The 23,983-nt window shown below is 41.5% G+C and carries 21 protein-coding genes; 1 reads left to right on the plus strand and 20 read right to left on the minus strand.

Annotated features, from left to right (window positions below; genetic code table 11):
* Nucleotides 1-35: 35 nt before the first annotated feature.
* From FEZ08_RS08045 to asnA, 6 genes are all read right to left on the minus strand, one after another.
* Entirely contained in the window at nt 36-506 is a 471-nt protein-coding gene (locus FEZ08_RS08045) for a hypothetical protein (protein WP_138191211.1), read from the minus strand.
* Between the two features lie 75 nt (nt 507-581).
* On the minus strand, nt 582-1,022 hold the full coding sequence (locus tag FEZ08_RS08050) for an EVE domain-containing protein (RefSeq protein ID WP_138191212.1): 441 nt from the start codon (nt 1,020-1,022) through the stop codon (nt 582-584).
* Between the two features lie 96 nt (nt 1,023-1,118).
* A complete protein-coding gene (locus tag FEZ08_RS08055) occupies nt 1,119-1,619 on the minus strand; it encodes a hypothetical protein (protein WP_138191213.1) in 501 nt (166 codons plus the stop codon).
* Nucleotides 1,620-1,775: 156 nt separating this feature from the next.
* On the minus strand, nt 1,776-2,195 hold the full coding sequence (locus FEZ08_RS08060; RefSeq protein WP_138191214.1) for an Asp23/Gls24 family envelope stress response protein: 420 nt from the start codon (nt 2,193-2,195) through the stop codon (nt 1,776-1,778).
* A gap of 134 nt (nt 2,196-2,329) precedes the next feature.
* Nucleotides 2,330-2,950, minus strand: coding sequence for a cyclase family protein (locus FEZ08_RS08065; RefSeq protein ID WP_138191215.1), 621 nt, complete (start codon nt 2,948-2,950; stop codon nt 2,330-2,332).
* Between the two features lie 27 nt (nt 2,951-2,977).
* A complete protein-coding gene (gene asnA / locus FEZ08_RS08070; RefSeq protein WP_138191216.1) occupies nt 2,978-3,991 on the minus strand; it encodes an aspartate--ammonia ligase in 1,014 nt (337 codons plus the stop codon).
* Nucleotides 3,992-4,141: 150 nt separating this feature from the next.
* Between asnA and FEZ08_RS08075 the strand changes: the two genes are divergently transcribed.
* Nucleotides 4,142-4,630, plus strand: a complete 489-nt coding sequence (locus FEZ08_RS08075) for a PTS sugar transporter subunit IIA (protein WP_138191217.1) — start codon at nt 4,142-4,144, stop codon at nt 4,628-4,630.
* Nucleotides 4,631-4,691: 61 nt separating this feature from the next.
* On the opposite strand, the gene FEZ08_RS08080 is transcribed toward FEZ08_RS08075, so the two are convergent.
* The 14 genes from FEZ08_RS08080 to FEZ08_RS08150 all read right to left on the minus strand — a co-directional run bounded on the left by FEZ08_RS08080 (nt 4,692) and on the right by FEZ08_RS08150 (nt 23,980).
* Nucleotides 4,692-11,957: a LapB repeat-containing protein gene (locus tag FEZ08_RS08080; RefSeq protein WP_138191218.1), complete on the minus strand. Its 7,266-nt coding sequence runs from the start codon at nt 11,955-11,957 to the stop codon at nt 4,692-4,694.
* A gap of 217 nt (nt 11,958-12,174) precedes the next feature.
* A complete protein-coding gene (locus FEZ08_RS08085) occupies nt 12,175-13,377 on the minus strand; it encodes a phosphopentomutase (protein ID WP_138191219.1) in 1,203 nt (400 codons plus the stop codon).
* An 82-nt stretch (nt 13,378-13,459) separates the two neighbouring features.
* A complete protein-coding gene (locus tag FEZ08_RS08090) occupies nt 13,460-14,617 on the minus strand; it encodes a YhfX family PLP-dependent enzyme (RefSeq protein ID WP_138191220.1) in 1,158 nt (385 codons plus the stop codon).
* Between the two features lie 12 nt (nt 14,618-14,629).
* Nucleotides 14,630-14,980 (minus strand): PRD domain-containing protein, encoded by a 351-nt coding sequence (locus FEZ08_RS08095; RefSeq protein ID WP_138191221.1) that lies wholly within the window; start codon nt 14,978-14,980, stop codon nt 14,630-14,632.
* Between the two features lie 18 nt (nt 14,981-14,998).
* Nucleotides 14,999-15,922: a GntR family transcriptional regulator YhfZ gene (gene yhfZ / locus FEZ08_RS08100; RefSeq protein WP_138191222.1), complete on the minus strand. Its 924-nt coding sequence runs from the start codon at nt 15,920-15,922 to the stop codon at nt 14,999-15,001.
* 176 nt (nt 15,923-16,098) lie between these two features.
* Entirely contained in the window at nt 16,099-17,193 is a 1,095-nt protein-coding gene (locus FEZ08_RS08105; protein ID WP_138191223.1) for an aminotransferase, read from the minus strand.
* Nucleotides 17,194-17,209: 16 nt separating this feature from the next.
* Entirely contained in the window at nt 17,210-18,088 is an 879-nt protein-coding gene (locus FEZ08_RS08110) for a phosphotriesterase family protein (protein WP_138191224.1), read from the minus strand.
* A gap of 13 nt (nt 18,089-18,101) precedes the next feature.
* Nucleotides 18,102-19,163 (minus strand): amidase family protein, encoded by a 1,062-nt coding sequence (locus FEZ08_RS08115; protein WP_138191225.1) that lies wholly within the window; start codon nt 19,161-19,163, stop codon nt 18,102-18,104.
* Nucleotides 19,164-19,230: 67 nt separating this feature from the next.
* The gene (locus FEZ08_RS08120; RefSeq protein WP_138191226.1) at nt 19,231-20,553 is read right to left on the minus strand and encodes a YhfT family protein; all 1,323 of its coding nucleotides are present in this window, start codon (nt 20,551-20,553) and stop codon (nt 19,231-19,233) included.
* 125 nt (nt 20,554-20,678) lie between these two features.
* On the minus strand, nt 20,679-21,044 hold the full coding sequence (locus tag FEZ08_RS08125; RefSeq protein WP_138191227.1) for a DUF2620 family protein: 366 nt from the start codon (nt 21,042-21,044) through the stop codon (nt 20,679-20,681).
* Between the two features lie 205 nt (nt 21,045-21,249).
* On the minus strand, nt 21,250-21,708 hold the full coding sequence (locus FEZ08_RS08130; RefSeq protein WP_138191228.1) for a YdeI/OmpD-associated family protein: 459 nt from the start codon (nt 21,706-21,708) through the stop codon (nt 21,250-21,252).
* Nucleotides 21,709-21,826: 118 nt separating this feature from the next.
* On the minus strand, nt 21,827-22,120 hold the full coding sequence (locus tag FEZ08_RS08135; protein ID WP_138191229.1) for a hypothetical protein: 294 nt from the start codon (nt 22,118-22,120) through the stop codon (nt 21,827-21,829).
* Nucleotides 22,121-22,138: 18 nt separating this feature from the next.
* Nucleotides 22,139-23,518 (minus strand): PTS sugar transporter subunit IIC, encoded by a 1,380-nt coding sequence (locus tag FEZ08_RS08140; RefSeq protein WP_138191230.1) that lies wholly within the window; start codon nt 23,516-23,518, stop codon nt 22,139-22,141.
* 273 nt (nt 23,519-23,791) lie between these two features.
* On the minus strand, nt 23,792-23,980 hold the full coding sequence (locus FEZ08_RS08150; RefSeq protein WP_171014997.1) for a VCBS domain-containing protein: 189 nt from the start codon (nt 23,978-23,980) through the stop codon (nt 23,792-23,794).
* Between the last annotated feature and the right edge of the window lie 3 nt (nt 23,981-23,983).

Genomic DNA, 23,983 nt, shown 5'->3' on the forward strand with positions numbered 1-23,983 from the left:
GGACAAAGCGCAGCGCTTTGTCCTTTGAAATTTTTTTATTTGCGTCGTGCGTAGAAAATACCGATAACTGCACCGACAACAATTACTGCGGCGCCAACACCTACAAGTATCACCATCAACATATTACTATCTTCAACAGTAACCGAAATCGTTGTTTCTACATGTTGCTGATCGCCATAATCAGCATAAAAAGTAAGCGGATAAACACCCGCTGTTGTTGCTGACTGCAAAGCCGCAAACTCAGCTTCATTAACGGTTGGGTAAATGTAAATCATGGCTAATCCCAATCGGGCATTTACCTGCGCATGGTTTTCATCCATAACCGTTTCCGCCGTCAAAGCAGCTACATCACTGAGCGGAATGGTAAAATCTTTGGCTTCAATTACCAGTTCTGTCATATTAACTTCGCTGTTATTGTTTTCACTGCTATCAGCTTGTACCGGCGTCATCAACGATAAGCCGGCCAGCATGATGCTGAGCATTGAAATTGTCATTATCTTCTTCATAGTAATCACCTGCTTTTATGATATGTAAGCTCCTGCTAAAAAGCAAGTAAAACACATGTTTTTACTTGCTTTTCATTATTTGCTGTAATTTTGCATATTAAGCGCCATCGCCTCAGCAATGAGCAGAAAATCATGTTGGTCAATTTCCAGATGACCAAAACGAAAAGTATAGCCCCAATGTTGTTTGTCAGGAATACAATGCAGTAACTCAATGAGCGGAAAAATCGATGCTAATTGGGCGTGCGGTAAAAAACGGACATTGCGGCGGAAGGGAATGAAATCAGGAGCCATTTCAAATTGGTAGACTTCGTCATCAAGCAATTGACCGATAGCCGTAAATGCCTGTTCCGGCTCCGGCTTGCCAAGCTCTTTTTTTGATGAGTAGTAAATAATCCAATCACCCTTTTTCATTCGCCGCAGTGGTGCGGCTTTGCCGTGGCAAAGCTGGGCGAAGCCACCGGCAGCGCCAAGTGTAACGTGGGCGTGTGAGGCTACGCCGATCCAGTATTTTTGCATATAGTCACCTCTTTGCTTTTCGCCAACAGTATATCATAAAATTAGCTTGTTAATGAGTCAAAACCCGGTCAAGCCGCGCTTGACCGGGTTTTATTTTTATTCAACAACTTGAAAGGAATCAATTATCGGTCGCAATACTTCTTCGCCATAGTTATCTTTTTCTGCGGCGGTTGTGCTGAATGATACATAGAAAAAGTGATCCTCATCCAGTTTTTCAGTCCAGAGGTACCAGTAAGTATTTTGGTTGTCGACGAAAGAAAATTCCAGATGTCCATTAGTTGTTTTGCTGGTAATGCCATCAATAATTCCTCGGCTGATTAATGCTTGATTGAAGCTTTCCATCAGTGCTTGTCCGTATTCTTCAAAAGTGTCGTTAGCTGCTTCAGCCGAATACACACTTATGATGCTTACATTATCTTTGCGATTGACCATGTTGGTAATTTCACCATTGTCAATTACTTCCCACCCGCCAGGTGCTTCAATTGTGTAACTGCCGGAATTGTTTTGCAATTGGTAGGTTTCCGGGGCATCAGAATAACAACCACTGATAAACAGAAATACCATTAAAATCGGCAACAATATTTTTATCGGTTTCATATATTACCTCTCCTTCATACGGCATCATCGTAACATATTGCTTCAGCTATACTCAATGAATACACTGTGAAATTTATGAAGAAATATGGTCAGGGAAATAGTTTGCAACATCAAAAACCCGGTCAAGCACGAGGCCTGACCGGGTTATCTTTTTTATCATTCACAATACAGCCAATAAACCGATGACTGCGGCGTAAACCGTTCATCTTTTTCATAGAAAAGCGGAAAGACTTTATCATATCGGGCATGAGTTTCCGGTTCTCTAAACCAAGCAGAGTATTGAACTAAAAGTTTATCACCACATACTACTGTGTATTCAGCATTCATAAAAGGTTGAAATAATATACCAAGACCAATGAGACTGACGCTGATTACGGTAATAATAATTCTTTTTCTTGGACTTGAAATAAAAATAAGTAACCCGGCTATCAGTAAAACAACACCAATCCAAAATATCCAGTCAACTAAAAATCCATATAAATAGAAACGCAGATTATTTTGCTGTTCGATAATGATAATCCCAAGTATAAAGGCTAATGCAAGAATACATGTTATGACGAAGATAATTTTAGCCAATTTGTTCCAATTTACTTTCAGAATAAACCACCTCAACTTCTTTTATCTATCGTACTAGAAAATCACTTCGGCGTACACGAACATTTTTGTTAGATATGCAAAATCCCGCAACTTGCTTGCGGGATTTTATTTTTTCAATCATTAATAGCCGCAAAGGCACGAACAAAACTTGCCTCTGCTTCGATTTTTAATGGTACGGTAAATATTTCAAAGTTGTCAGCACTGAGCAGTTGTTCGAGTCCGGTTAAATTTTCCAGAATGAAGATATCATTACCAAGTAGTTCTTTATGCACCGGGAATGGTTCATAGTCTGGCGAGGGCATGTCCATGCCCAGCACTTTGATTTTTCTGTCCAGCAGAAACTTGCTGAACTGAACATCCACACTTGGATGTTCAGTATAGTATTTTTCTTCACCGTAGAACGCGTCAAACCCGGTGAACAACAGAACGATGTCGCCTGGCTGAATCATGGTTTCGTATTCCGGTTGCATGGTAATTTGCGGTTCGGTGCGCACATCTAGTATGACGCCACGACCAATAAAGTTATCAATTTGAAAGTCAATTGCCAGACGTGGATCGTTCAGCATATGGGCCGGCATGTCAATGTGGGTGGCAACGTGCAAACCGCTTTGTAGTTCATAGGCACCGTAATGGTCACGCTCAACAAATTTTGTTTGTGCTAATTGGAGCGGTGCGTCACCGGGATAAATCGGTGCGCTCGCATGTAAGGGTTGAGATAAGTCAATAATTTTCATATCAGCATCTCCTTTGTAATAGTTGGTTTATAGCAAGGCTATACCATTGGCATCGCAGGTCAGTTCAGTGTCAACATCCCATGTTGACGATTGAACTTCACCGATATGGGCCTTGCGCAGGAAATACATGCAAAGCCGTGATTGGCCGATGCCGCCGCCGATTGTTTGTGGTAAGCTGTCTTCAAGCAGCATGCGGTGATATTCCAATGTACCACGATCAAGAGCGTTTGCTATGGTAAGTTGTTCTACCATAACTTCTTTATTGACGCGGATACCCATTGATGAGAGTTCCAAAGCACATTGCAGTGGCGGATACCAGAAGATGATGTCACCGTTGAGGCGCCAGTTATCGTAGTCAGGCGCACGCAGATCATGGGCCTCACCGTTGCTTAGCTGGTGACCGATACCTTTGATGAATACTGCGCCACATTCACGGGCGATGGCATTTTCCCGTTGCTTGGCAGTCAAGTCAGGATAGCGGTCAGCGAGTTCCTGTGAGTCAATGAAGGTTATTTGTTTTGGCAACCATGAAGCGCCAAGTTCAGGATATTCATTAAGAATGTAGGTTTCGGTTTGGCGGAAACATTGATAGATGTTATCAACAATCATCTTTAAGAACGTTTCGCTTTGGTCAGCGATAGCAATGACCCGCTCCCAATCCCACTGGTCAACATACAACGAGTGAATATTGTCCGGTTCTTCTTCCCGACGAATCGCATTCATATCAGTGTAGAGTCCTTGGTTTTGAGGAAAATTATACCGATAAAGGGCCATTCGTTTCCATTTGGCCAACGAATGGACAACTTCTAATGGTTGCTCATTAACATAAGGCGCCAAGAATGACACCGCGGTTTCTTTTCCGCTTAAGTTATCATTTAAACCACTTTCCGGGCGTACAAATAGTGGTGCTGATACCCGTTGTAAGTTAAGGCTAGCCGCTAATTGACGTTCAAAAAAGTCTTTTAATTTCTTGATGGCAACTTCAGTTTCACGAATATCCAACGGTGAATGATAGTTGTCAGGAATGATGCATGTTTTCATATCGTTGTTCCTCTCTTTGTTAAACTTTTTATATTGTTTTTTATTCTACCACAATTTACAGTCAATTTGAAGCTGTACATGCGTTCACATATTGATAAAAACATGATATACTTATCAAGAAAATGATTATTGTATGGAGGAACTTATATTATGGGATTATTTGACAAATTTAAAAAACAACCGGAAAGTACACCGACGACACTGGCAGCAGTAATGGACGGTGAGATTAAGCCAATTACTGAAGCACCGGATCCGGTTTTTTCACAAAAAATGATGGGTGACGGTTATGTAGTCTTCCCAACTGCGGGAGTTGTTGTTTCACCGGTTGACGGTAAAATAGAAACTGTATTCCCTACTAAACATGCAGTTGGTATTACTTCAAATGACGGTTTAGAAATTATTATTCATATCGGTCTTGATACTGTACAATTGAATGGTGAAGGTTTTGAAGTTTTTGTTGCTGCCGGTGACAAAGTTACTAAAGGTCAAAAGTTAGTTGAAGTTGATTTAGCAACTATCGGCAGCAAGGTGCCAAGCACAGCAACTCCAGTGGTTATTACCAATCTTGGTGATAAGACGATTGAGTTGACCGCAAGCGGCAGCGCAGTTGCTGGTGCTGATGTACTTACGGTAAAATAAATATTAAAAAAAACGGAGCTTACGGCTCCGTTTTTTTATTTCTCACTGGCATGTTCAGCGATTATTTTTTGCGATTTTTCCACAATAAGCTAATAGTAATTCCAATACCGCCTAGCACTGCTGCTATTCCGGCTGCTAACATTTCAGTGGTATTCTGGCCGGTGTTAACTAATGTGCCATTAGTTGTATCAGTTGTTGATCCGTTGCCATTGCTATTGCCGCCACTATTGTTATTGCCGGTTTCTTCGGCAGCAACAACAGTTACATTAACAGAAGCAGTTGTTTGGTTTTCACTTGAATCGGTAGCTGTTAATGTTACCGGATAAGTGCCAAGGGTATTAAAAGTTACTGAATTACCGGTTAATGCGAAGAGGCTGAATAATGTTGTTGGTGGATTCATTTGACTGAAGTCTACCGTTAAGTCTGGTGTGCCTGATGCATCGGTGGTAACTGCATGAACAGCTGCAACAAAATCAATATCGGTCATGCTTGTTCCTTGAGTAACTTGGAGTGCACCATCAACTGTTAATGTTGGTGCAGTGCTATCGCGAATGATAATTTGCACGGTTTTCTCAACGGTTGCACCATCATTTGCAGTAGCAACGATAGTTACTGAATATGTGCCAAGGGTGTTAAATGTTACACTACTTAGGTTAGCACTAAGGCTTTGAATACCTGAATCATCGCTTGCTGAAGCGTGGATGTCGGTTAAGAATTGATTCATGGTAATTGTTGTGCCTAATTCATAAGTCACTGATTCATCTGCTGATAATACTGGTGCAATACCATTAGTAACAATGATGTTCAATGGTTTTGTCGCGCTATTGCCATTGATGTCAGTTGCTTCAATCATTGCTGTATAAGTACCAACTTGAGTGAAGTCAACGGCTGATAAGTCAACAGTAATTGTTGGTGTACCGCTGGCATCAGTTGCACTGATGTTGGCCGCTGTAATTACTTGTGCTTCTGTCATAGTGTGGTTCAATGGAGTTTGAATTGAAGCATCAGCAGTGATAACCGGTGCAACGGTATCTTCAATATGAATGTTGATTTGTTGTTGGCTACTTGCGTTATTAGAAGCGTCAGTTGCTGATACCATTACTGGGTATGTACCAACTGTATTGAAGTCTACACCGCTTAAATCTAAGGTTGGTATAATTGTTGCCCCTGAGTTATCAGTAACCACAATTCCGGCATCACTGATGACTTGTGCATCAGTAACCATACTTCCCAGTTCATAAGTCACATCGCTTGCAGCGATTGTAACAACCGGTGCAGTTTCGTCTTGAATGGTAACAGTTACTGTTAATTCAGCTTGGTTGTTGCTTGAATCAGTAGCCGTTACCGTTACTGTATATGTGCCTGGAGTATTGAAGTCTACGCCGCTTAAATCAACAACCGGAGTGATCACTTCACCACTGGCATCGCTTACCATAATGTGATCATCAACGATGAATTGTGCTGCACTTACAACGCTTCCCGCTTCATAAGTGATTGCGGCATCACCAGTTAAGACTGGTGCAGTTGTATCAACGATTTGAATAACAATCATTTTACTAACAGCTGCATTATTGGCGTTATCAACTGCATTGACTGTTGCTGTATAGCTGCCAACTGTGTTGAAGTCTACACCGCTTAAATCAATTGTAGGCGTTAATACTGCGCCTGAATTGTCGCTGACAGTTGCGCCGCTATCACTTAATACTTGAGCATCGCTCACTACTGTACCAACTTCATAGTTTAAGCTATTTGCTGTTAATGTAATGGTTGGCGCTTCGGTATCAATAATTGCAACATTTACTTGGTAAGTTGCTTGATTACCACTTGCATCTGTTGCCGTAATCGTTGCTTGGTAAGTACCGGCAGTATTGAAATCAACGGCACTTAAATCAATAATCGGGTTAACATTAACCCCAGAATTATCATTCACCAATACATGAGCATCAGCGATAAATTGGCTGTCAGTAACGGTGCTTGCTATTTGGTAGCTCACATCATTAGCACTGATAACCGGTGCGGTAGTATCGACTACGGCAATCGTGATGGTTCTTGAAGCAGCAAGATTGCCACTTGAATCTTCCGCACTCACGGTTGCGGTGTAGTCACCGACTTGCATGAAGTTGACTCCCGATAGGTCAATGACCGGAACAATTGTTTCTGAGCTGTTATCTGTAACAGTAACACCAGCATCAGTCATCACTTGGCTTGCGCTTACTGCAGTACCAACTTCATATGATAATGAGGTTGTGTCAATATGAATGACTGGCGCACCTTCATCGGTGATAGATACAGTTACTGTTTGCAATGCGGTATTGCCACTTGAATCAGTTGCACTGATTGTTGCATTATAAGTACCTACAGTATTGAAGTCCACACCACTTAAATCAACAGTTGCCATGATTGTTTCACCTGAATTATCTGTTACAACAGTATTGGTATCAAGCAAGAATTGCGCTTCACTGATAGTGCTACCAGCTTCATAGCTAATATCTGAGGCAGCAACAATAACCGGCTCAGTAGTATCAATGATGTTAATAGTTAATGTGACTGCTGTTGCTGCATTGCCACTGCTATCACTTGCATTAACTGTTGCGCTGTAAGTACCAATTTGCATGAAGTTTACATTGGTTAAATCAAGCACTGGCATAATTGTTTCATTGGTATTGTCAGTGATTGTTACCCCGGCATCACCAAGAATTTGGGCATCCGGAACCACTGTTCCAACCTCATAAGTCAATTGTGCGGTTTCAGTTTCAATGCTTGGCGCAGTAGTATCAGTAATAGTAACTGTTACAGGCAATGCGCTCATGTTGTTATCCGGATCGGTAGCTACTACCATTACCGTATAGTTGCCAACAGTATTGAAATCAACAGTGCTTAAATCTGCAGTTGGTATAATGGTTGCTCCTGAATTATCAGTTACTGCTACCATCGCATCAAGCAGGAATTGTGCTTCACTTACTGTTGTTCCAGCTTCGTAAGTAACCGCATTAGCAGTTACCACTGGTGCTGTGGTATCGATAATATGAATAGTAATAGTTTGTTCAATAGCCACATTGTTGTTGCTATCTAGTGCACGAACTGCTGCTGTATAAACACCAACAGTTGTAAAGTTTACACCAGACAAATCAATTGCCGGGGTAATTACTTCACCTGAATTATCAGTAACGGTTGCCCCTGAATCAAGAATAACTTGCGCTTCACTAACGGTGCTGCCAACTTCATATGATAAGTCATTTGCTGTTAAACTAATTACCGGCGCGGTTGTATCAACAATTGTAATCGTAATGGTAAATGTAGCTGTATTACCACTGCTATCAGTTGCGTTTACTGTAGCTGTGTATGTACCTGGAGTATTAAAGTTGACGCCACTTAGGTCAACAAGTGGGGTAATCACTTCGCCACTGGCGTCAGTGATTACAATATTTGCATCAGTCAAAAGCTGACTATTGCTAATTGTAGTTCCTGCCTCATAAGTTAAGGCGCTTGTACCACTGATTACCGGTGCAGTTGTATCGACAATGTTGATAGTGATTACCTGATTAACTGCTTGATTATTTGCAAGGTCATGAGCACTGATTGTTGCTGTATAGCTGCCAACGTGCATGAAGCTGACATTATCAAGATCAATTGATGCTAAGATAGCATCGCCTGAATTATCAGTCACGGTTGTTCCGGCATCATTCATTACTTGAGTTCCGGCAACTGCAGTACCAACTTCATAAGTTAGATTATTGCTGACGATTGAAATTACCGGTGCAGTCGTATCAATGATGGTAATAGTAATTGTTCTTGTTGCAGCTAGGTTCCCACTTTCGTCTTCAGCATGAACTGTTGCAGTATATGTGCCTACTTGCATGAAGTTGACACCGCTCAAATCAATTGTCGGTACAATTGGTTCAGCACTATTATCAGTTACCGTTGCGCCGGCATCAGTTAAAACTTGATTTGCCGGAATCGTCGTTCCAACTTCATACGCTAAATTGGTTGCATTGATGTGAATAATTGGTGCTCCGACATCAGTAATTGTTACCGTCACTGACTGAATTGCTAAGTTGTTATTTGCATCAGTTGCAAAAATATATGCAGTATATGTACCGACCACATTGAAGTTAACTTCGCTCAGGTCAACACTCGGAGTAATGGTAACTCCCGAATTATCGGTAACAACAGTGTTCGTATCGAGCAAGAATTGCGCATCACTGACGCTTGTTCCGGCTTCATACGCAATATCTGCTGCCGCTGTAATTATTGGTGGCGTTGTATCTTCAATATGAATAGTGATTGTTTGTGTTGTCGCCATATTGTTACTGCTATCACTTGCTGACACAGTCGCAGTGTATGTACCAATAACCATGAAGTTTACACCACTAAGATCGATTGTAGGCACAATCACTTCACTGCTATTATCAGTTACCGTAACACCAGCATCATTAAGTACTTGGGCACTACCTACAATTGTACCAACTTCATAAGTTAGATCATGAGCAGTTAATGTAAGCATCGGTGCAGTTGTATCAGTAATTGTAATTGTAATTGTAAACGTAGCGGTATTGCCACTGCCATCAGTTGCGCTTACTGTAGCTATATATGTACCTGGTGCATTAAAGTTCACGCCGCTCATGTCAACAACCGGAGTAATCACTTCGCCACTGGCGTCAGTGATTACAATATTCGCATCAGTCAAAAGTTGACTACTAGTTACTGAGCTACCTGCTTCATATGTAAGCGCACTTTCCCCGGTAATTGTAGGTGCGCTGGTATCAATAATATGGATAGTAATTGTTTGTTCTGCTGCCATATTATTGCTGCTGTCCAACGCGCGCACAGTTGCGGTATAAGTTCCAATCACATTGAAGTTTACTCCACTTAAGTCAATCGCCGGAGTAATCACTTCACCGCTGTTATCGCTCACGCTCACACCAGCATCAAGAATTACCTGTGCTTCGCTCACTGTTGTACCAACTTCATAGCTGACATTGCTTGCAGTCACCGAAATCATTGGTGCGGTTGTATCAGTAATTGTAATCGTAATGGTAAATGTAGCGCTATTCCCACTGCCATCAGTTGCTGTTACTGTAGCTGTGTATGTACCTGGAGCATTAAAGTTCACGCCGCTCATGTCAACAACCGGAGTAATCACTTCGCCACTGGCGTCAGTAATTACAATATTCGCATCAACCAAAAGCTGATTGCTGGTTACTGTGCTGCCGGCTTCATAAGTCAGTGCAGTTTCACCATTAATTGTTGGTGCGGTTGTATCTTGGATAATAATCGTTACTGGCATTGCCGCTGAAATGTTACCAGATGCGTCAATCGCGCGAACAACTCCGGTGTAGCTGCCAACAGCATTAAAGTTTACTGCAGATAAATCAATGCCTAAGGAAACTCCGCCAGTACTATTATCTGTATAAGTTGCATTTGCATCTGCTAAGATTTGTGGTTTAGTTGGTTCTGATCCAACTTCATAGTACACCGGATTAGTGCCAATAAGCACACTTGGCGCAGTTGTATCAACAATAGTAACGGTAACTGTAAAAGTTGTTACATTACCACCATTGTCAGCTGCACTCACTGTTGCAGTGTATGTACCTGGAAGAGTAAAATTAACATTGCTTAAATCAACGGTTGGCGTAATTGTCAAGCCAGAATCATCACTTACAACAACATGTGTATCAGCCAAGAACTGACTGCCAGAGACAGTACTGCCGGCTTCGTAACTGATTGCCGTATCACCGGTAATAACCGGCGGTAAATCATCAGTCACATTAACGGTAATCGCAAATGGTATCGCTGCATTTCCAGATCCATCAGTTGCATTCACATAATAAGTAAATACTCCCGGTGTATTCAAGTTGACTGATGAACCAAATGATGCATGCGGTACAATCACTTCATCAGTATTATCGGTAACCGTAATTGCCGCATCAGTCAGGAATTGCGTCTCAGTAAGCACGCTGCCCTCTTTGTATGTCAAATTAGCAGTTCCGCTGATAACTGGTTTAGTCGTATCAACAATATGAACATTAATATTAGTCGATAAAAGTGGAATTCCAAGTAAACTTACTGCTGTAACACTCACTGGATAAACACCAACGGTATTGAAATCAACGCCGCCGAGATTCAACAGCGGCTGGCTGTTGACTCCAAGCACACTACCAACCTGGATATTTGCTGCCAAAATAATTTCACCAGAAGTTCGATTTGGTCCCGCCTCAAAATAAACATCAGCATTTGCACTTAATAAACTTGATGGTGCTTGAACAATCTTAACAGTCACAACAAAAGGAACAGCATGATTACCGCTATTATCAGTTGCATTGACAGTTACATTGTAGTTACCAACAACATTGAAGTTTACCCCGCCAAGGCTAGCTGTCGGTGTAATTGTTTGTCCTGAATTATCACTCACAACAATATTTGCATCAGCCAAAAACTGAGCTACCGTCCGGCTTACCCCTTTATAATAGGTAACTGTTGTGTTTCCGGTAATAACCGGTGGCACCAAATCACCAACAGTAACGGTAACTTGAAATGGAGTTGCCATATTACCACGACTATCTTTCGCCCGAACATTAACAGTGTACACACCGGCAACATTAAAGTTTACTCCACTTAAGTTAACTGTTGGTGTAATCGGTACTGTTGAGTTATCAGTAACCGTAATATGAGCAGCACTCAAAAATTGCGCTGAACTCACTGAGGCTCCTACTGGATAACTAATTCCTGAATCACCATGAATAACCGGATTAATCGTATCTTTAATATTGACCGTAATAACCACTTGATCAACCGGGATTCCTAAAACAGTATGAGCAGTAGCTGTCACTTTATACTCTCCCGGAACACCAAAATTAACTGTACTTAAATCAACCGATGGTGTAGGACTAATACCAAAGATATTGCGTACTTGAATTTCTGCATCAGTAATAAATTGAGCGACACTCACCACTTGACCAGCTTGATATTCTACTAAGCTTTTATCAGCAGAAATAATGGTGTATGCTTTGGTCTGCGCCTCAGTTGCAGTAATTCCCTCCACACTCATCATACCAACACCTGAAACATCCCCGGTCTCATCACTCGCTGCTGCCTCTTCACCATTAGGTACAGTTGGCGTAACATTTTCCTCAGATGTTTGCCCATCAGTTCCCTGGGAATCAGTCCCCGTACCATTCTCAGTCGAATCATTCGACTGTGTAGCTGGTACATTATTGTCCGTACTCGTTCCTTCTTCGGCATAAACCGGCATCGCGGTTTGAAGAACAACACCCAAACCGGAAAATAGCAACAATGCTGCCGCTAAGCCATTAAATAACCTCTTCATTCTAATCGCTTCCTTCACAAAAAATTTCTTCTGAGACGTCTACTATAAACCCGATTTCGCTATTTCGCAATCGATATGTTTCACAAAAAAACTAAATAAATTTATCTGAGCATTTCGGTTGAGAAATTGTTAAAACAGTTATATAATTCACCAGCATTTTGTGATTTTTCAGAAAAAAAGAACCGCTACAGAGCCAAGCTCTGTAGCGGTTCAAAAATTATTTCAACAACTCAAGGAAAGAAGTTCCGAATGGCGTCTTAATTCCAAAATAATCAGTAGCCGTTGCACCAACATCAGCCATCGTTTCACGATTGCCGATCCGCACTCCGTGTATACCCTTTTTATAAATCATCAGCGGCACCCGCTCACGCGTATGCTTACTATGACCAATCGTCGGATCATTACCATGATCAGCCATGACAATTAAAATATCCTCATCATTGAGCATCGCTGTCAATTCACCAATTTTTTTATCCGATAAAGTAATTCGATCGCCATACCAAACCGGATCCTCAGCATGCCCGGCTAAATCTGTCTCCTGAATGTTCAGACAAATAAATCCATTTGGTGTTGCTTCAACTTGTTTGAACAATTCATCAAACAAATATTCACTCTCAACTCCAGGGTATAGTGCCCCGCTCGGATTGGCAACAATATCCGCAACCTTACCAAGCAATACTACCGGCACTCCAGCTTGATGCAACAATGTTGGCACCTGCACTGAGCTATCAACCCCATACCCTAAATGAATAACATGATAATCATGCTTATACAAACCAGATGCCGGTGTATCAAGACCAATAAAACCATCTTTCGTTTTCACCGCATCCAGCATATTCTGCAAACTCACTTCACGACCGCCAAGCGCAATAACCCGAGAAACAGTTACCTGCTCCCGAACGACGCGCCCGATTGCCACAATTTCATCAAAAGTAAGTAGATCTAAAGAGCCGCTAACATTAATAACCTGCCCTAAATCAGTCTCCATGTTGTCGGCAACAATAACCGCCTCATCAACAACAATTACATGCAAGCCGTCCTTCATAAAAAGACGGGTTGTATGTCCAGCTTCCTCAAGCGCTACTGCAATCGCCTCAATTCTTGCATTCAACTTCATAAATTCCGGTTTCTTCGGATCAGTCCCCATAATTTCCTGATGACCGTAAAAAGTATCAGCACCAAAATGCTTCAAATTACTAGTACCAAAATTAGCATCAGCATGCAACTGCATCTTTCCAACTGGCGCACCAACCGCTTCCATTAACCCTAAACGCTCAAGCGTCGGCCAATAAAAATCGCCATTAGTTGCCAACAAATGCTTAGCCGTATTAGCACCTTGATCCTGCGGACGAACCGTCACAACATCATCCATAGCGCCAACACCAAAACTATCCAGCACAATAACAATAAAACGTCCCATATTAATCACCTTTCTCGTGAAAACTCATAAGGCATAAGACCGCGGATAAACCGCTGCCTTATGCCCATAATCTTCTAATAATTTAATCTAATTTCTGGCCCAGACTATTATACAAACCAACCAACTTTGGTTCACCCTTAGAAATACCTTCAACAATTGCCACCGTACTTCGAGTCACAAAAATTTGCGTGCGGAAAGCCATGATTGCCGTAGCACCAAAAGCATGCTCACCGTTAACTTCAAGATAGTAGTCAATATTCTCATCAGCAAACGGTGCCATTGTCGCCATATGCTGCTCACCTTTATCATCCAGCAAAACATGCTGTAAATGTCCACGGCGATAATAACCGCCACCATATACATAGCTTTGTCCTTTAAAGGTATGCGAAACTTCACTTACATACACCATCGCTGGCTGTTCTTCCAAATCTTCCACCGCATGCATCGGCGTTGTTCCAGTCAAAGCATGACCTGGCTCACCTTGCGTACCACCAATAGAAGCGATAAAAGGAATTGAGCGACTGCATGTCGCTGATGGAATATTCAGCTCACGGATTGAAAATCCGGCTGTTTCCAAGATTTCTTTGGCAGCTTTAACGGTAATAACATTATGGGTCTGATTAATTTCATTTGCCTGCTCATCATATAAAAAGCAAGGAAATGAAGTAATACCGGCAATATCCACGCTAGTACATGCTTTAAAAGCATCTAAATAACTTGATAACTCATCAATCAAAAAGCCACCATACTGACCTGGATATAGCCGATCCTGCTCATCATTGACAATCCGCAACAAAACCGCCTGCTTCTTACCGAGTTGCTGCGCAACCCGGTTCACCTCGCGCAACATATCCAATGAATATACAGTAATAAAATCGCTGCCATAAGCAATCACCTTTTCAAGCAAATGCATCGGTATCTGCACTAAATGACCGGTATTGCCAAGCGGCAGATGGTGATCCATCATTACTTGGGCTTCCTTAAAATCAACCACTACTGCCTTCTTCATACCAACATCATGGAGACGCTGGGCGATATAAGGATTGCGGCCAATCTGTTTAGTCATATAAAAAAGTTCCATATCATACTCGCCAGCTGTTGCTAACATCACTTTTGCGTTAGCCTCAATCATATCCATATCCATGACGTAAGTGTCAGGGAGAATTTGACCTGATTGATGCAGCATAATCGCTGCCTCAATCAACTGCGGGTTTCTTTTCTTGGTAATATCCAAAAACATACGCTCTTCCTCCTAAAGCGAAGCTAAGAGTGAGCAAATATGAATATACATATAATCCACTTCAGCATCATCAAAAGTCAGCGGAGCAATTGCCGCAAGCTCTTGCCACAAACTTTCTGCATGTACAAATGCCGGTTCATTTCTTAATTGTTCAGCAATTTGAGGATCGAGTGCCGCAACACTTTCACCCTTTTTCTGACGGGCAGTCGCCATCGCCAGATGGGTTAAAAATACTGACGCTTTTTCAGAGTCGGTTGTAACATTTTGTTCATTCATATATTGAATAACCGCCTGCATATAGTCATAAATCTGCTCATCAATAATGCCGGCAGTTTTTAATACGTTTAACTTCTCTTGTATCATCAAGACTCTCCTCCATAACTAATATCGCGGAATCATTGCTCCCGCCATGACTGACTGCTGAACTTTTAAAAGTTCAGCAATCTCGACATTTTTCTTTACAATTGTTTCAATCATTGAACTTGTTTCAGTAACAATGATAACCGCTCTGGTCATATCAACCTGACGCTCATCACTTTCAATAAAACGATAATTCAAATCCTGATAATTTTTATCAATAATTTCATCATAGTTCCAAACTCCGGCATCGATAATACCCTCGCGCAAACCATGAATAATCTGGTGCCCGGGCATTTCAACAAAAGTGACATCAAAGCCATCAGTCAAACTGTTTGTTAATTCTCTTTGGTCAAACGAACCACTGTCAATAGCGATACGCATCCCATTTTCAATTTGTTTACTGCTGTTATCAGCAAACAATAATATGTGCCGTGAAAGATATGAATGCGGACCAAAATCCAAAATGATTTTTATCGGTGCGCCTTCTTGCAGAGCGCGATCTGCAGCAAACTTTGAGGTAACGGCAAAACCATATACACCATTAATTACTGACTGAATCCGGTCTTTCGACCCGCGAACGTAAGCCATATTCAAACGAATATTATGCTTACCAAAACATTCATACAGTCCAGTTGCAAACCCTTCATATAAACGTGAATAAGGTAAAGGCATGGTGCCGACAACTTGATCAGAAATTGCATACTTCTGCAAAATCTGATAATCAATCGCACTTACATAGGTACCCAAATGACCCTTATTTTCAAGCGCAATTGCTCCTTGCGTTTTCAAAAACGTCAATGCGTTTTGCACGGTTCCCCGTGACACCCCGAGACGCAATTGAAGCTCGCTGATAATTGGCAGCTTCTCACCCTTATTTATTTGTAATAATTCTTGTGCCAGTTCAGTAATTGTTAAACCGGTTTTCCGATAAAAAGTCTCATTCATAATAGCTCACCCGCAATTTGATCTTATTATTTAAATTGTATTGCTTTTTTTCACAAAATTCAATAACAAGAGGCGAGTACGGTCAAGGGAATCTGTTTCCGCTCAACCGATACTCTAGGAGTAATCTCTTCTTGGAGCAAAGAGATTAACATATATATGTCTACGTGCGAATCACGTTATTTAACTTGTGCAATTGCTTCCCGCAAAATCCTAAGAACTGTTTCGCTGCCGGCACGGTTAGGGTTGATCCGAATCATCCGTTTCGATAATTCCGGATTGGCCGCGCGGAATGTTCCTGAAAGCCGGTAAAATAATGGCGAAAATTCATATTTAGATTCCGCTCCGACCGGATTCGGCAAACCACCAAGGGTCACTGCCGCCGCCAACACTTGGTCTGCAATTTCATCTTCTAATTCAACCAATAAAACTTTTGATTGCGCATTGGCAATAAATGCCTGTTTAACCCCAGCAAGTTCACCATTGTTCAAGCGCTCATGCAAATCATCAGTAACTTGTGCGGAAATTGCTAAAGCCACCGGTGCATAAATCAAGCCACGTAAAGCATCCAAAGCTTCATGCCCCTGCACTTGCAGACCGCCAGAATAATTTTCCTTACGCAATGCCTCAATAATTGCCAAATCGCCAACAATACAGCCAATGCCTTCCGGCCCTAAAAGCTTAAACATTGAGAAACAAGAAGCACTTGCCCCAAGCTCACTCCCAATCTTTTCAACTTTCATCACTGCATAATTATCATCGGTAATAATTGGCAACTCAGCGTCAACGCTGCGAATACAAGCGATCACCTCACCCATATCATATGCATCATCCGGACGTTGCCGAGTAAACTGTACCAAAACCGCATCTGGTTTTTGTGATTCAATGGCTGCCTTTAACGCCGCTAAATCATTGAAATCAGCACTTACCGTTTGCAGTCCCATCATTGCTACTGATGTTCCGGTTGTCGGATAAATCGGAGCCTCATGAATCAGAAGCTTCTCATGAGGCTTCATCACTGCATAAAGTGCCAAACGAATAGCCATTGTTCCGGCACCACGCACCAGCATAGCCGCCTCAGTATTGAAAAAGTCAGCTAAGACCCGCTCAACTTTTGCGGTTGTGCGGGGTTGGTTCAACCCCGGCACAACCCCAAGGTCTCCTCGGGTAATAATATCCTGTCCTTCAAATTCTCTTGTTACCGCGTCAACAAGAGCAAACTGCTTCTGCATAGCTTGGTCAATAGTAATACTTTTTAATGGATAAGTTTTCATTGCTATCTGCGCCTTTCTATCGGTTCATAAATTTTTGCGGATTAGTAATAAGCATCTTTTCAATAAAGCTCTCACTGATACCACCCTCGCGAATCATTGGCACAAAGTTATCAAGCAAGAAGGTATACCCTAAACCGCCTAAATATTTCAGATGTGATTTGCGGGTAATATCCAAAGATAAAAACACTTTATCAGTAAATCCTGCTGCTTCAATAACTTTAAGCATTTCTAATCGGCGGCTATCTGCCATATAATTTTCTTTGCCGATAGTATCAAACTCAACATACACACCTTGTTTCAACATATGCATAATATAATCAATATCACCGGTTAAATCAACATGACCGATAACAACCCGATCCAAATCAAAATTATGTTCTTTAAAAAGTGCAACTTGCTCATGACCATAAGTCCCAAGCGTCGTATGGGTTGTCAAATTTTTACCAGTCCGGTTAGCTGCAATCATTGCTGCCTGGAACACCTTGTGTTCCTCAGCAGTCATTTCATTCTTGCTGCTGCCGATTTCACCGATAATCTCTGCTTTAATACCAGTCCCATCAATACCAATTTCAATTTCATCAATCATAATCTGTGCTAAGGCATCTACACCTGAATCAAAGACAACTTGTGGTAAAAATTTATGTTGATAGAAACCAGTAGCGTGAATAATGTTGATGCCTGAAGCCTTCGCTATATCTTCAACATACTTCACATTACGACCCATGCCGATATTTGTCACATCAACAATATTTCTAACGCCTTGTTGATATAATTCTTTATATTCGCCAATTGTTTCCTCAAAACAGTTTAGGTTACAATCATCTGTACCCTTTAGTCCTGATAAATCAATTGTTGTATGTTCATGCATAAATGTAATTCCATTTACAAGCGGCATAAAAACCACTCCTTTATTTAATGTATCCTTGCTGTCTGCTTTGTGCATTTTGGTGGAAATAACGCTGGACAACAGCCGGTATTTCACTCGGAATTGCTCCGGCAACACCCGCCATCTGCGTAATGACTTCCTGCTCCGAACGACAATATAAAGTAATCCCCGTCGCAATATCCGCCGCCGGCACTGCAATCGCCGTCCCGCCAGCCATATTGGCAACCCGTAAAAAACCCTTGCCGCTGCGCTGCTGATTAGCCTTAGTTGCTGCACTGAAACTACCCATTACTGAGTCACCATAACTATGCACATCAATTGGCCCCTCAATAAACGCAACCATATCATACTGCGTCATCGCTACTTCTAAAAAGGCAATCGCCGGCGCGCGTTCACTCGCAGCATCAATAAAATCAACTTCATGCAACACAACCCGAGCAATCCCGCCCAAAGCCTGCCGCAAAACTGCAACAACCTCTAAGCCATTCTCAGTCACTAAATCATAATCCGCCGGTATTGCTATGTGAATCTCCCGCGATGTTTGGCTTCCTGAGAACCCAAACACATCAAGTGCAGCATCAAGGCTTGCCCAATCACGTGCCATAATACCTGCCGAAGGTTGAAACTGCAAATTATCAGTTGACTGCTTGACTGCCTCAACAACCGGTAAAAGCGGACTCATAAAAGCAAACAGGTTAAGACTGATTGCCGGTGCTAAAACTGAACCACCGCCATCACTGCCAACACCAATATCATTAATACCGGTAAAAACATTGATTGCTGTGCCACTTGACGAACCACTCATATGGCGCCCGGTCAAAGGATTCAGCCGCTCAACATCAATCGCCCGGCCGTTATCACTGGCAGCATCAACCGTATGCAACAAATACCCGCGCGTTTTCAACTGCTCAACACACGGCCGCAAAATATCGGTGTTCTTCACACCCATATACGCAGCAAATTCATGCCGCTCAATCCGCTCGCAGCTTTCATCAAAAGCTGCCTGATTCACCGAAACCACACTGTGGTATCGGTCGCTCATCGCTGCCATTGTTGCCTTCGCAAAATATTTCAGCTTGTTCATTCGCTATTCACCTGCACTTTTTAAAAAGAAAGGTGCTAAGAGTCTTGTCGCCTAGCACCGATTTTTATTATCCACCAAAAATCATTAATATACCTTGCTCTACTAAGTATACAAGATTGATAATAATTCCTAAACTAATTGCTGCAATCGGTCCAACCGCTAAATCAACAACTGGTTTTTTCATTGTACGATTCAATAAATATAATCCGGCAACCCAGAAGAATCCAACACCTGGCACAATTGCTTCTGCGGCTAATGCCCCACCAATAAGCAATGCAACTTCCAACACTTTATTCATCGCAGTACGGATATGTTCACCCATTTCACGAATTCCCGGGAAGCGGTCTAACCCTTTAGCCACACCGTTCAATAACATGATTTCAACGAACATAATAATGAATCCAACAATAAACGCCACAATTGGATTTCCTTGTAAAAGAATCCCAGCTACGAATACAAATGTAGTTCCTGCCGGGCTATATACACCGGTAACAATAGCTGTTGAGAACACTAACGGAATAAATCCGATACCGCGCGCTCCGGCTGCTAATGCTGCCTCAGTAAAGTTTCCTTGACTCATTAAGTTTAATGAAATTGGATCCCCGGCCATTAACGCCATACTTGTTGCCGCACTTACTAATCCACCGATTACCGCTAAAATAATCCAGTTTGCTTTAATGCGTTTTACCCGTTCCAAGAAAATACTGACTAATTGCTGATTGGCATTACCATCACCTTTAATTGAAATTGCAAATCCGATTAAGAATCCCATACCAACAAGTAATGACATTCCTTCAACACTCAACTTAATGTTAGTACCATTAATTTGTAAAACTTGCAACATGTTGATCCAGTTTACCAAGAACATTGATGCAGCTGTTGCCAAAAATGTAATTGCACCCTTTTTAAACCCATGTTGATAAGCAACTGCAATTGCCGGGAATACCGCAAAAGCAACAACAATCGGACTACCAACTTTTGCTAACGCATCAAGGAAGTTAATCGGTAGCAATGCAAAAGCATCAATGACTAACTGTAATCCTAAAGTCAATAATACCCCATAAACAGCCCCAACTGCTCCGGCAATGATAATCCCTTTTTTACCGGATGGTGACCAAGTACCGATGATATCAGTAGCTAAAAGCACACTATGCACCAATAAAATTGACGCCCCAATCGAAACCGGAATACCAAACCCGATAACTAAACCAAAACTTAATGCAAAACTCGTTGCCGCAAGCTCTTTACGACCAATTTTGCCATCGAGAAATTCCGGCATAACCGGACGTAACCCATCATTAAATACAGCAATCCCGCGATTAGCTAAAATCGCTGCCAAGGCCCCAACTGCCCCCACTACAAGCAGCTCAACAATTTTCATGAATTCCATATAAATTTCCTCCTGAGTATTTCAATACTATTTTTTTGTGATGAAATAATCTGTTTTCTCCTGATGTCCTACCCTTAAAATCTTGAGTGAATGAGTGCGAGTCAAGCTCACCCTCATTACACTAATTATTTGAGTTTCAACAATTCGTCCATAACAATCGGAACTATTTTCTCTTTATCTTGTGCTGTGAAACCAAAAGCGATTTTTCCTGAACGCACTTGCTCACGAATTTCTTCTTCTGACATCATACTGCTTGGCATTGATAATGTAACACATTTATCATGTCCCAATAATGCCAGCGCCATTGCTAACGCACCGCCGCCGCCAGTATTACAAGCACCGATATAGTAATCAGCCTGACCTGCCTGCATAGCCATTGCAGCATCAAGGTCACCTTTTACTTCAATACTTACCTGTCCGTTTCCGTACTTTTCAACAAGCGCTGCAATTTCAGCCTTGTCAATCTGTCCGCCAACCATAATTCTTAACATCGTTTTCACTCCTTTATTCAATATACAATATTTTGTATATTGTGATATAAAACCAAACCATTGCAGCATGGTTTCTTTCAATATACATTTTTTTGGCTATTGATTATACTGCTATTATAAGTTATAAAATTTTTAAATGCAAGCACTTTCAAAATAAAAACCAGAAAGTACCTGTCTATATGGAATTCATCACAATTGTTTTTACTTACTTCACTTGGCCTGCTGCCAACATTACTATTGTCTGTTCAATTCGACTTTCACGGGTTTCCGCCTTCTTGGCACTGGTAATCCACTCAACGTATTTTCGCTGATTAGTGTATGATAAACTTTGAAAAAATTGCTTTGCTGCCTGATTGTCAGCAAACCGCTCTGCCAAGTCAGTCGGTACCTCAACCTCACGCACTGCTAAATCTTCTTTTAATTCAACCGTGACTTGATCACCAATACCCTTACCTAACGCTTTTAAGATGTCTTTACGAATACCTAAAATATGGCATGGTGTTTGCATACGCACTAATGAACCGCGATAAATGACCTGTCCATCAAAACGAGCTTCAACTTTTACCCGGCCTTTCCCAAACTCTTCTTGTACGTCATAAGGAAACTCAACATATGCACCCGGTCCGGTTGTGGCAATAATGGCATCAAATTTGTATTTATACATTAATATACTCACCTCCCATAAATTATATAAAAGAGACTTGCTGCAAGCAAGCCTCTTTTATTTTCCAGGAGTGTATATTTGTAAGTCACACTCGTTATATTGCTATATTACGGAAGTATTATTTTTTCATCATTTCGCTTGCTTTTTTATTCAAACTGGCAACTTTAGCAAATGTTAAATGCGCAACTACGCCAACATAGAAACAAACAAACGGTACCATGATACCAATCCCCAGCCAATCCGGGAACAAACTTGCTACTAAAAAGATAACTGCCATACAAAGCAGACCGCCAACCGGGATTACGATCCAGCGACTTAGCACGTTGCCTACCCGTTCAACATATTTTTTTGCCAATATATTTGTGCCAATAAATACTAGCGCACAATATCCTAAGAAAATATATACTTCCATAATTTTCAACTCCAATTTTTATTCAGCACTTGCAAGTGCTTCAGCATTTTCAGCTGCGATTGCTTCCTCTTCTTGTTTAGCCATTTTATCATCATAAGCTTTGAAGAATGGGAAATACACAACTAATGAAATAACAATACCTACCAGACAAAGCACGAATGCTCGCCAGTCCCAGTTGGTTGCCATCCAGGCACCCAGTGGTCCAGGCAATGTCCATGGTGCCCGGAATACCATTCCGTTTACCAAGTTCAAGTATTGAGCAATACCTGCTACAACAGTCATAACCATTGGCGCAAGAACGAATGGGATAATTAATACCGGGTTCATAACAATCGGTAAACCGAAGATTAACGGTTCGTTGATGTTAAAGATTGACGGTACAATACTGATACGTCCCATTTGTTTCAGGTACTTAGAACGAGCGAACAATAATAAAATCGCTAACCCGATTGTTGCCCCACTACCACCAATCCATACAAACCATTGTAAGAATTGCTCAGGGAACATATGAGGCAACGCAGATAAAGCTGCATTTCCGCCATTCATTGCGAATGCATCAGCATTGGCATTAATTGCTTGCTCCCAGAAAGGACGTACAATTGTACCAACTAAAGATACACCGTGTAAACCAACACTCCAGAAGATAGTAACTAAGAATACAATCAGGAGTACCCCGAAGATATTATCACCAACTAAGAAGCTTGATAATGGCGAAAGTGCCCAAGTGATTACCGCATTTAAGTCAAAGCCAAATACGAAACGAACTACCCAAACCAAGATAATAACAAATCCGATTGAGAATAAAGATTCGAAAGAAGCCGAGATTGCCGGTGGTACACCTTCTGGCATGCGGATAGTGATATTGTATTTTTTAAACAAACGTACAATTTCAACTGCAATCAATGAATACACAATTGCCCCAAACAAACTTGAAGACCCAAGTGCTGCTACCGACAAATATTGTCCGGCAGCAATTGGTTCAAGTCCAGCATTAGTCATTGCAGTTACCATATCAGCATTTACTGTTACCGGAATCAATGAGAATAAGAATGCAACTGTTGCTGCAATCCCTGACATTGTTGGATCCATTTTATAAGAAGACCCAAGTGCTACCCCGATACCAAACGCAGTATACAAAGCCATCAACCCAACTGTTAAACGGAATGCAAGCAAGATGTATGTTGATAAGTTTGGATTAATACTTGCAATCACAGCTTTCCAGTCAATACCAAGTGGTTCTAATGGTAGATTTAAGAAAATCAAGAAGAAAGAACCAACGATAACAATTGGAATTGTTGCAACAATCCCGTTACGAATCGCTCGCAAATGTCTTTGCTCTGCAAGTTTAGACATTGGCGGCATGAATTTTGTTTCTAAAAAATTCAGAAAAGCGTTCATATATTTTACCTCCTTATAGTTACGCATATAGCGCTTACAATTGAAGCTTACCGCTTTTTAGAAAATATTTCAACAAATCCAGCAATTATGAAATGTATTTTCAATTATTGGAAAGTCAAACCCCGATGCCGGTAAAGCGGCATCGGGGTTTATTCGCAACGAAACACTAAGCTTTTATCTTATTTACTCTTTTTTACGACGTTTTATCAAGAAAAAGGTTAGCGATGAGCCGCTGATTATCAGGAAGATTCCGGTTATTGTTATTGCATCATTTTACCCGGTAACCGGAAGTCCGAAAATTAATGTTTTGCCCTCAAGGTCAGCTGGACTATTTGGCGCCGTTGCATTGCCTTCACCAGTTACAGTTATTGTTACATTGGTTTCGGCGTATTTTTGTCCATCAGCGGTTCGAACAGTAATAGTCACTGTGGTTGTCAGCTCAATAGTTTCAGCTTTTTTCAAAAT

The sequence above is a fragment of the Culicoidibacter larvae genome, from assembly GCF_005771635.1.
GTDB classification, from domain to species: Bacteria; Bacillota_I; Bacilli_A; order Culicoidibacterales; family Culicoidibacteraceae; genus Culicoidibacter; species Culicoidibacter larvae.

Coding starts and splice junctions, on each gene's coding strand:
- FEZ08_RS08045 (WP_138191211.1), bottom strand. CDS start 506: ATGAAGAAGATAATGACAATTTCAATGCTCAGCATCATGCTGGCCGGC.
- FEZ08_RS08050 (WP_138191212.1), bottom strand. CDS start 1,022: ATGCAAAAATACTGGATCGGCGTAGCCTCACACGCCCACGTTACACTT.
- FEZ08_RS08055 (WP_138191213.1), bottom strand. CDS start 1,619: ATGAAACCGATAAAAATATTGTTGCCGATTTTAATGGTATTTCTGTTT.
- FEZ08_RS08065 (WP_138191215.1), bottom strand. CDS start 2,950: ATGAAAATTATTGACTTATCTCAACCCTTACATGCGAGCGCACCGATT.
- asnA (WP_138191216.1), bottom strand. CDS start 3,991: ATGAAAACATGCATCATTCCTGACAACTATCATTCACCGTTGGATATT.
- FEZ08_RS08075 (WP_138191217.1), top strand. CDS start 4,142: ATGGGATTATTTGACAAATTTAAAAAACAACCGGAAAGTACACCGACG.
- FEZ08_RS08080 (WP_138191218.1), bottom strand. CDS start 11,957: ATGAAGAGGTTATTTAATGGCTTAGCGGCAGCATTGTTGCTATTTTCC.
- FEZ08_RS08085 (WP_138191219.1), bottom strand. CDS start 13,377: ATGGGACGTTTTATTGTTATTGTGCTGGATAGTTTTGGTGTTGGCGCT.
- FEZ08_RS08090 (WP_138191220.1), bottom strand. CDS start 14,617: ATGTTTTTGGATATTACCAAGAAAAGAAACCCGCAGTTGATTGAGGCA.
- FEZ08_RS08095 (WP_138191221.1), bottom strand. CDS start 14,980: ATGATACAAGAGAAGTTAAACGTATTAAAAACTGCCGGCATTATTGAT.
- yhfZ (WP_138191222.1), bottom strand. CDS start 15,922: ATGAATGAGACTTTTTATCGGAAAACCGGTTTAACAATTACTGAACTG.
- FEZ08_RS08105 (WP_138191223.1), bottom strand. CDS start 17,193: ATGAAAACTTATCCATTAAAAAGTATTACTATTGACCAAGCTATGCAG.
- FEZ08_RS08110 (WP_138191224.1), bottom strand. CDS start 18,088: ATGCCGCTTGTAAATGGAATTACATTTATGCATGAACATACAACAATT.
- FEZ08_RS08115 (WP_138191225.1), bottom strand. CDS start 19,163: ATGAACAAGCTGAAATATTTTGCGAAGGCAACAATGGCAGCGATGAGC.
- FEZ08_RS08120 (WP_138191226.1), bottom strand. CDS start 20,553: ATGGAATTCATGAAAATTGTTGAGCTGCTTGTAGTGGGGGCAGTTGGG.
- FEZ08_RS08125 (WP_138191227.1), bottom strand. CDS start 21,044: ATGTTAAGAATTATGGTTGGCGGACAGATTGACAAGGCTGAAATTGCA.
- FEZ08_RS08130 (WP_138191228.1), bottom strand. CDS start 21,708: ATGTATAAATACAAATTTGATGCCATTATTGCCACAACCGGACCGGGT.
- FEZ08_RS08135 (WP_138191229.1), bottom strand. CDS start 22,120: ATGGAAGTATATATTTTCTTAGGATATTGTGCGCTAGTATTTATTGGC.
- FEZ08_RS08140 (WP_138191230.1), bottom strand. CDS start 23,518: ATGAACGCTTTTCTGAATTTTTTAGAAACAAAATTCATGCCGCCAATG.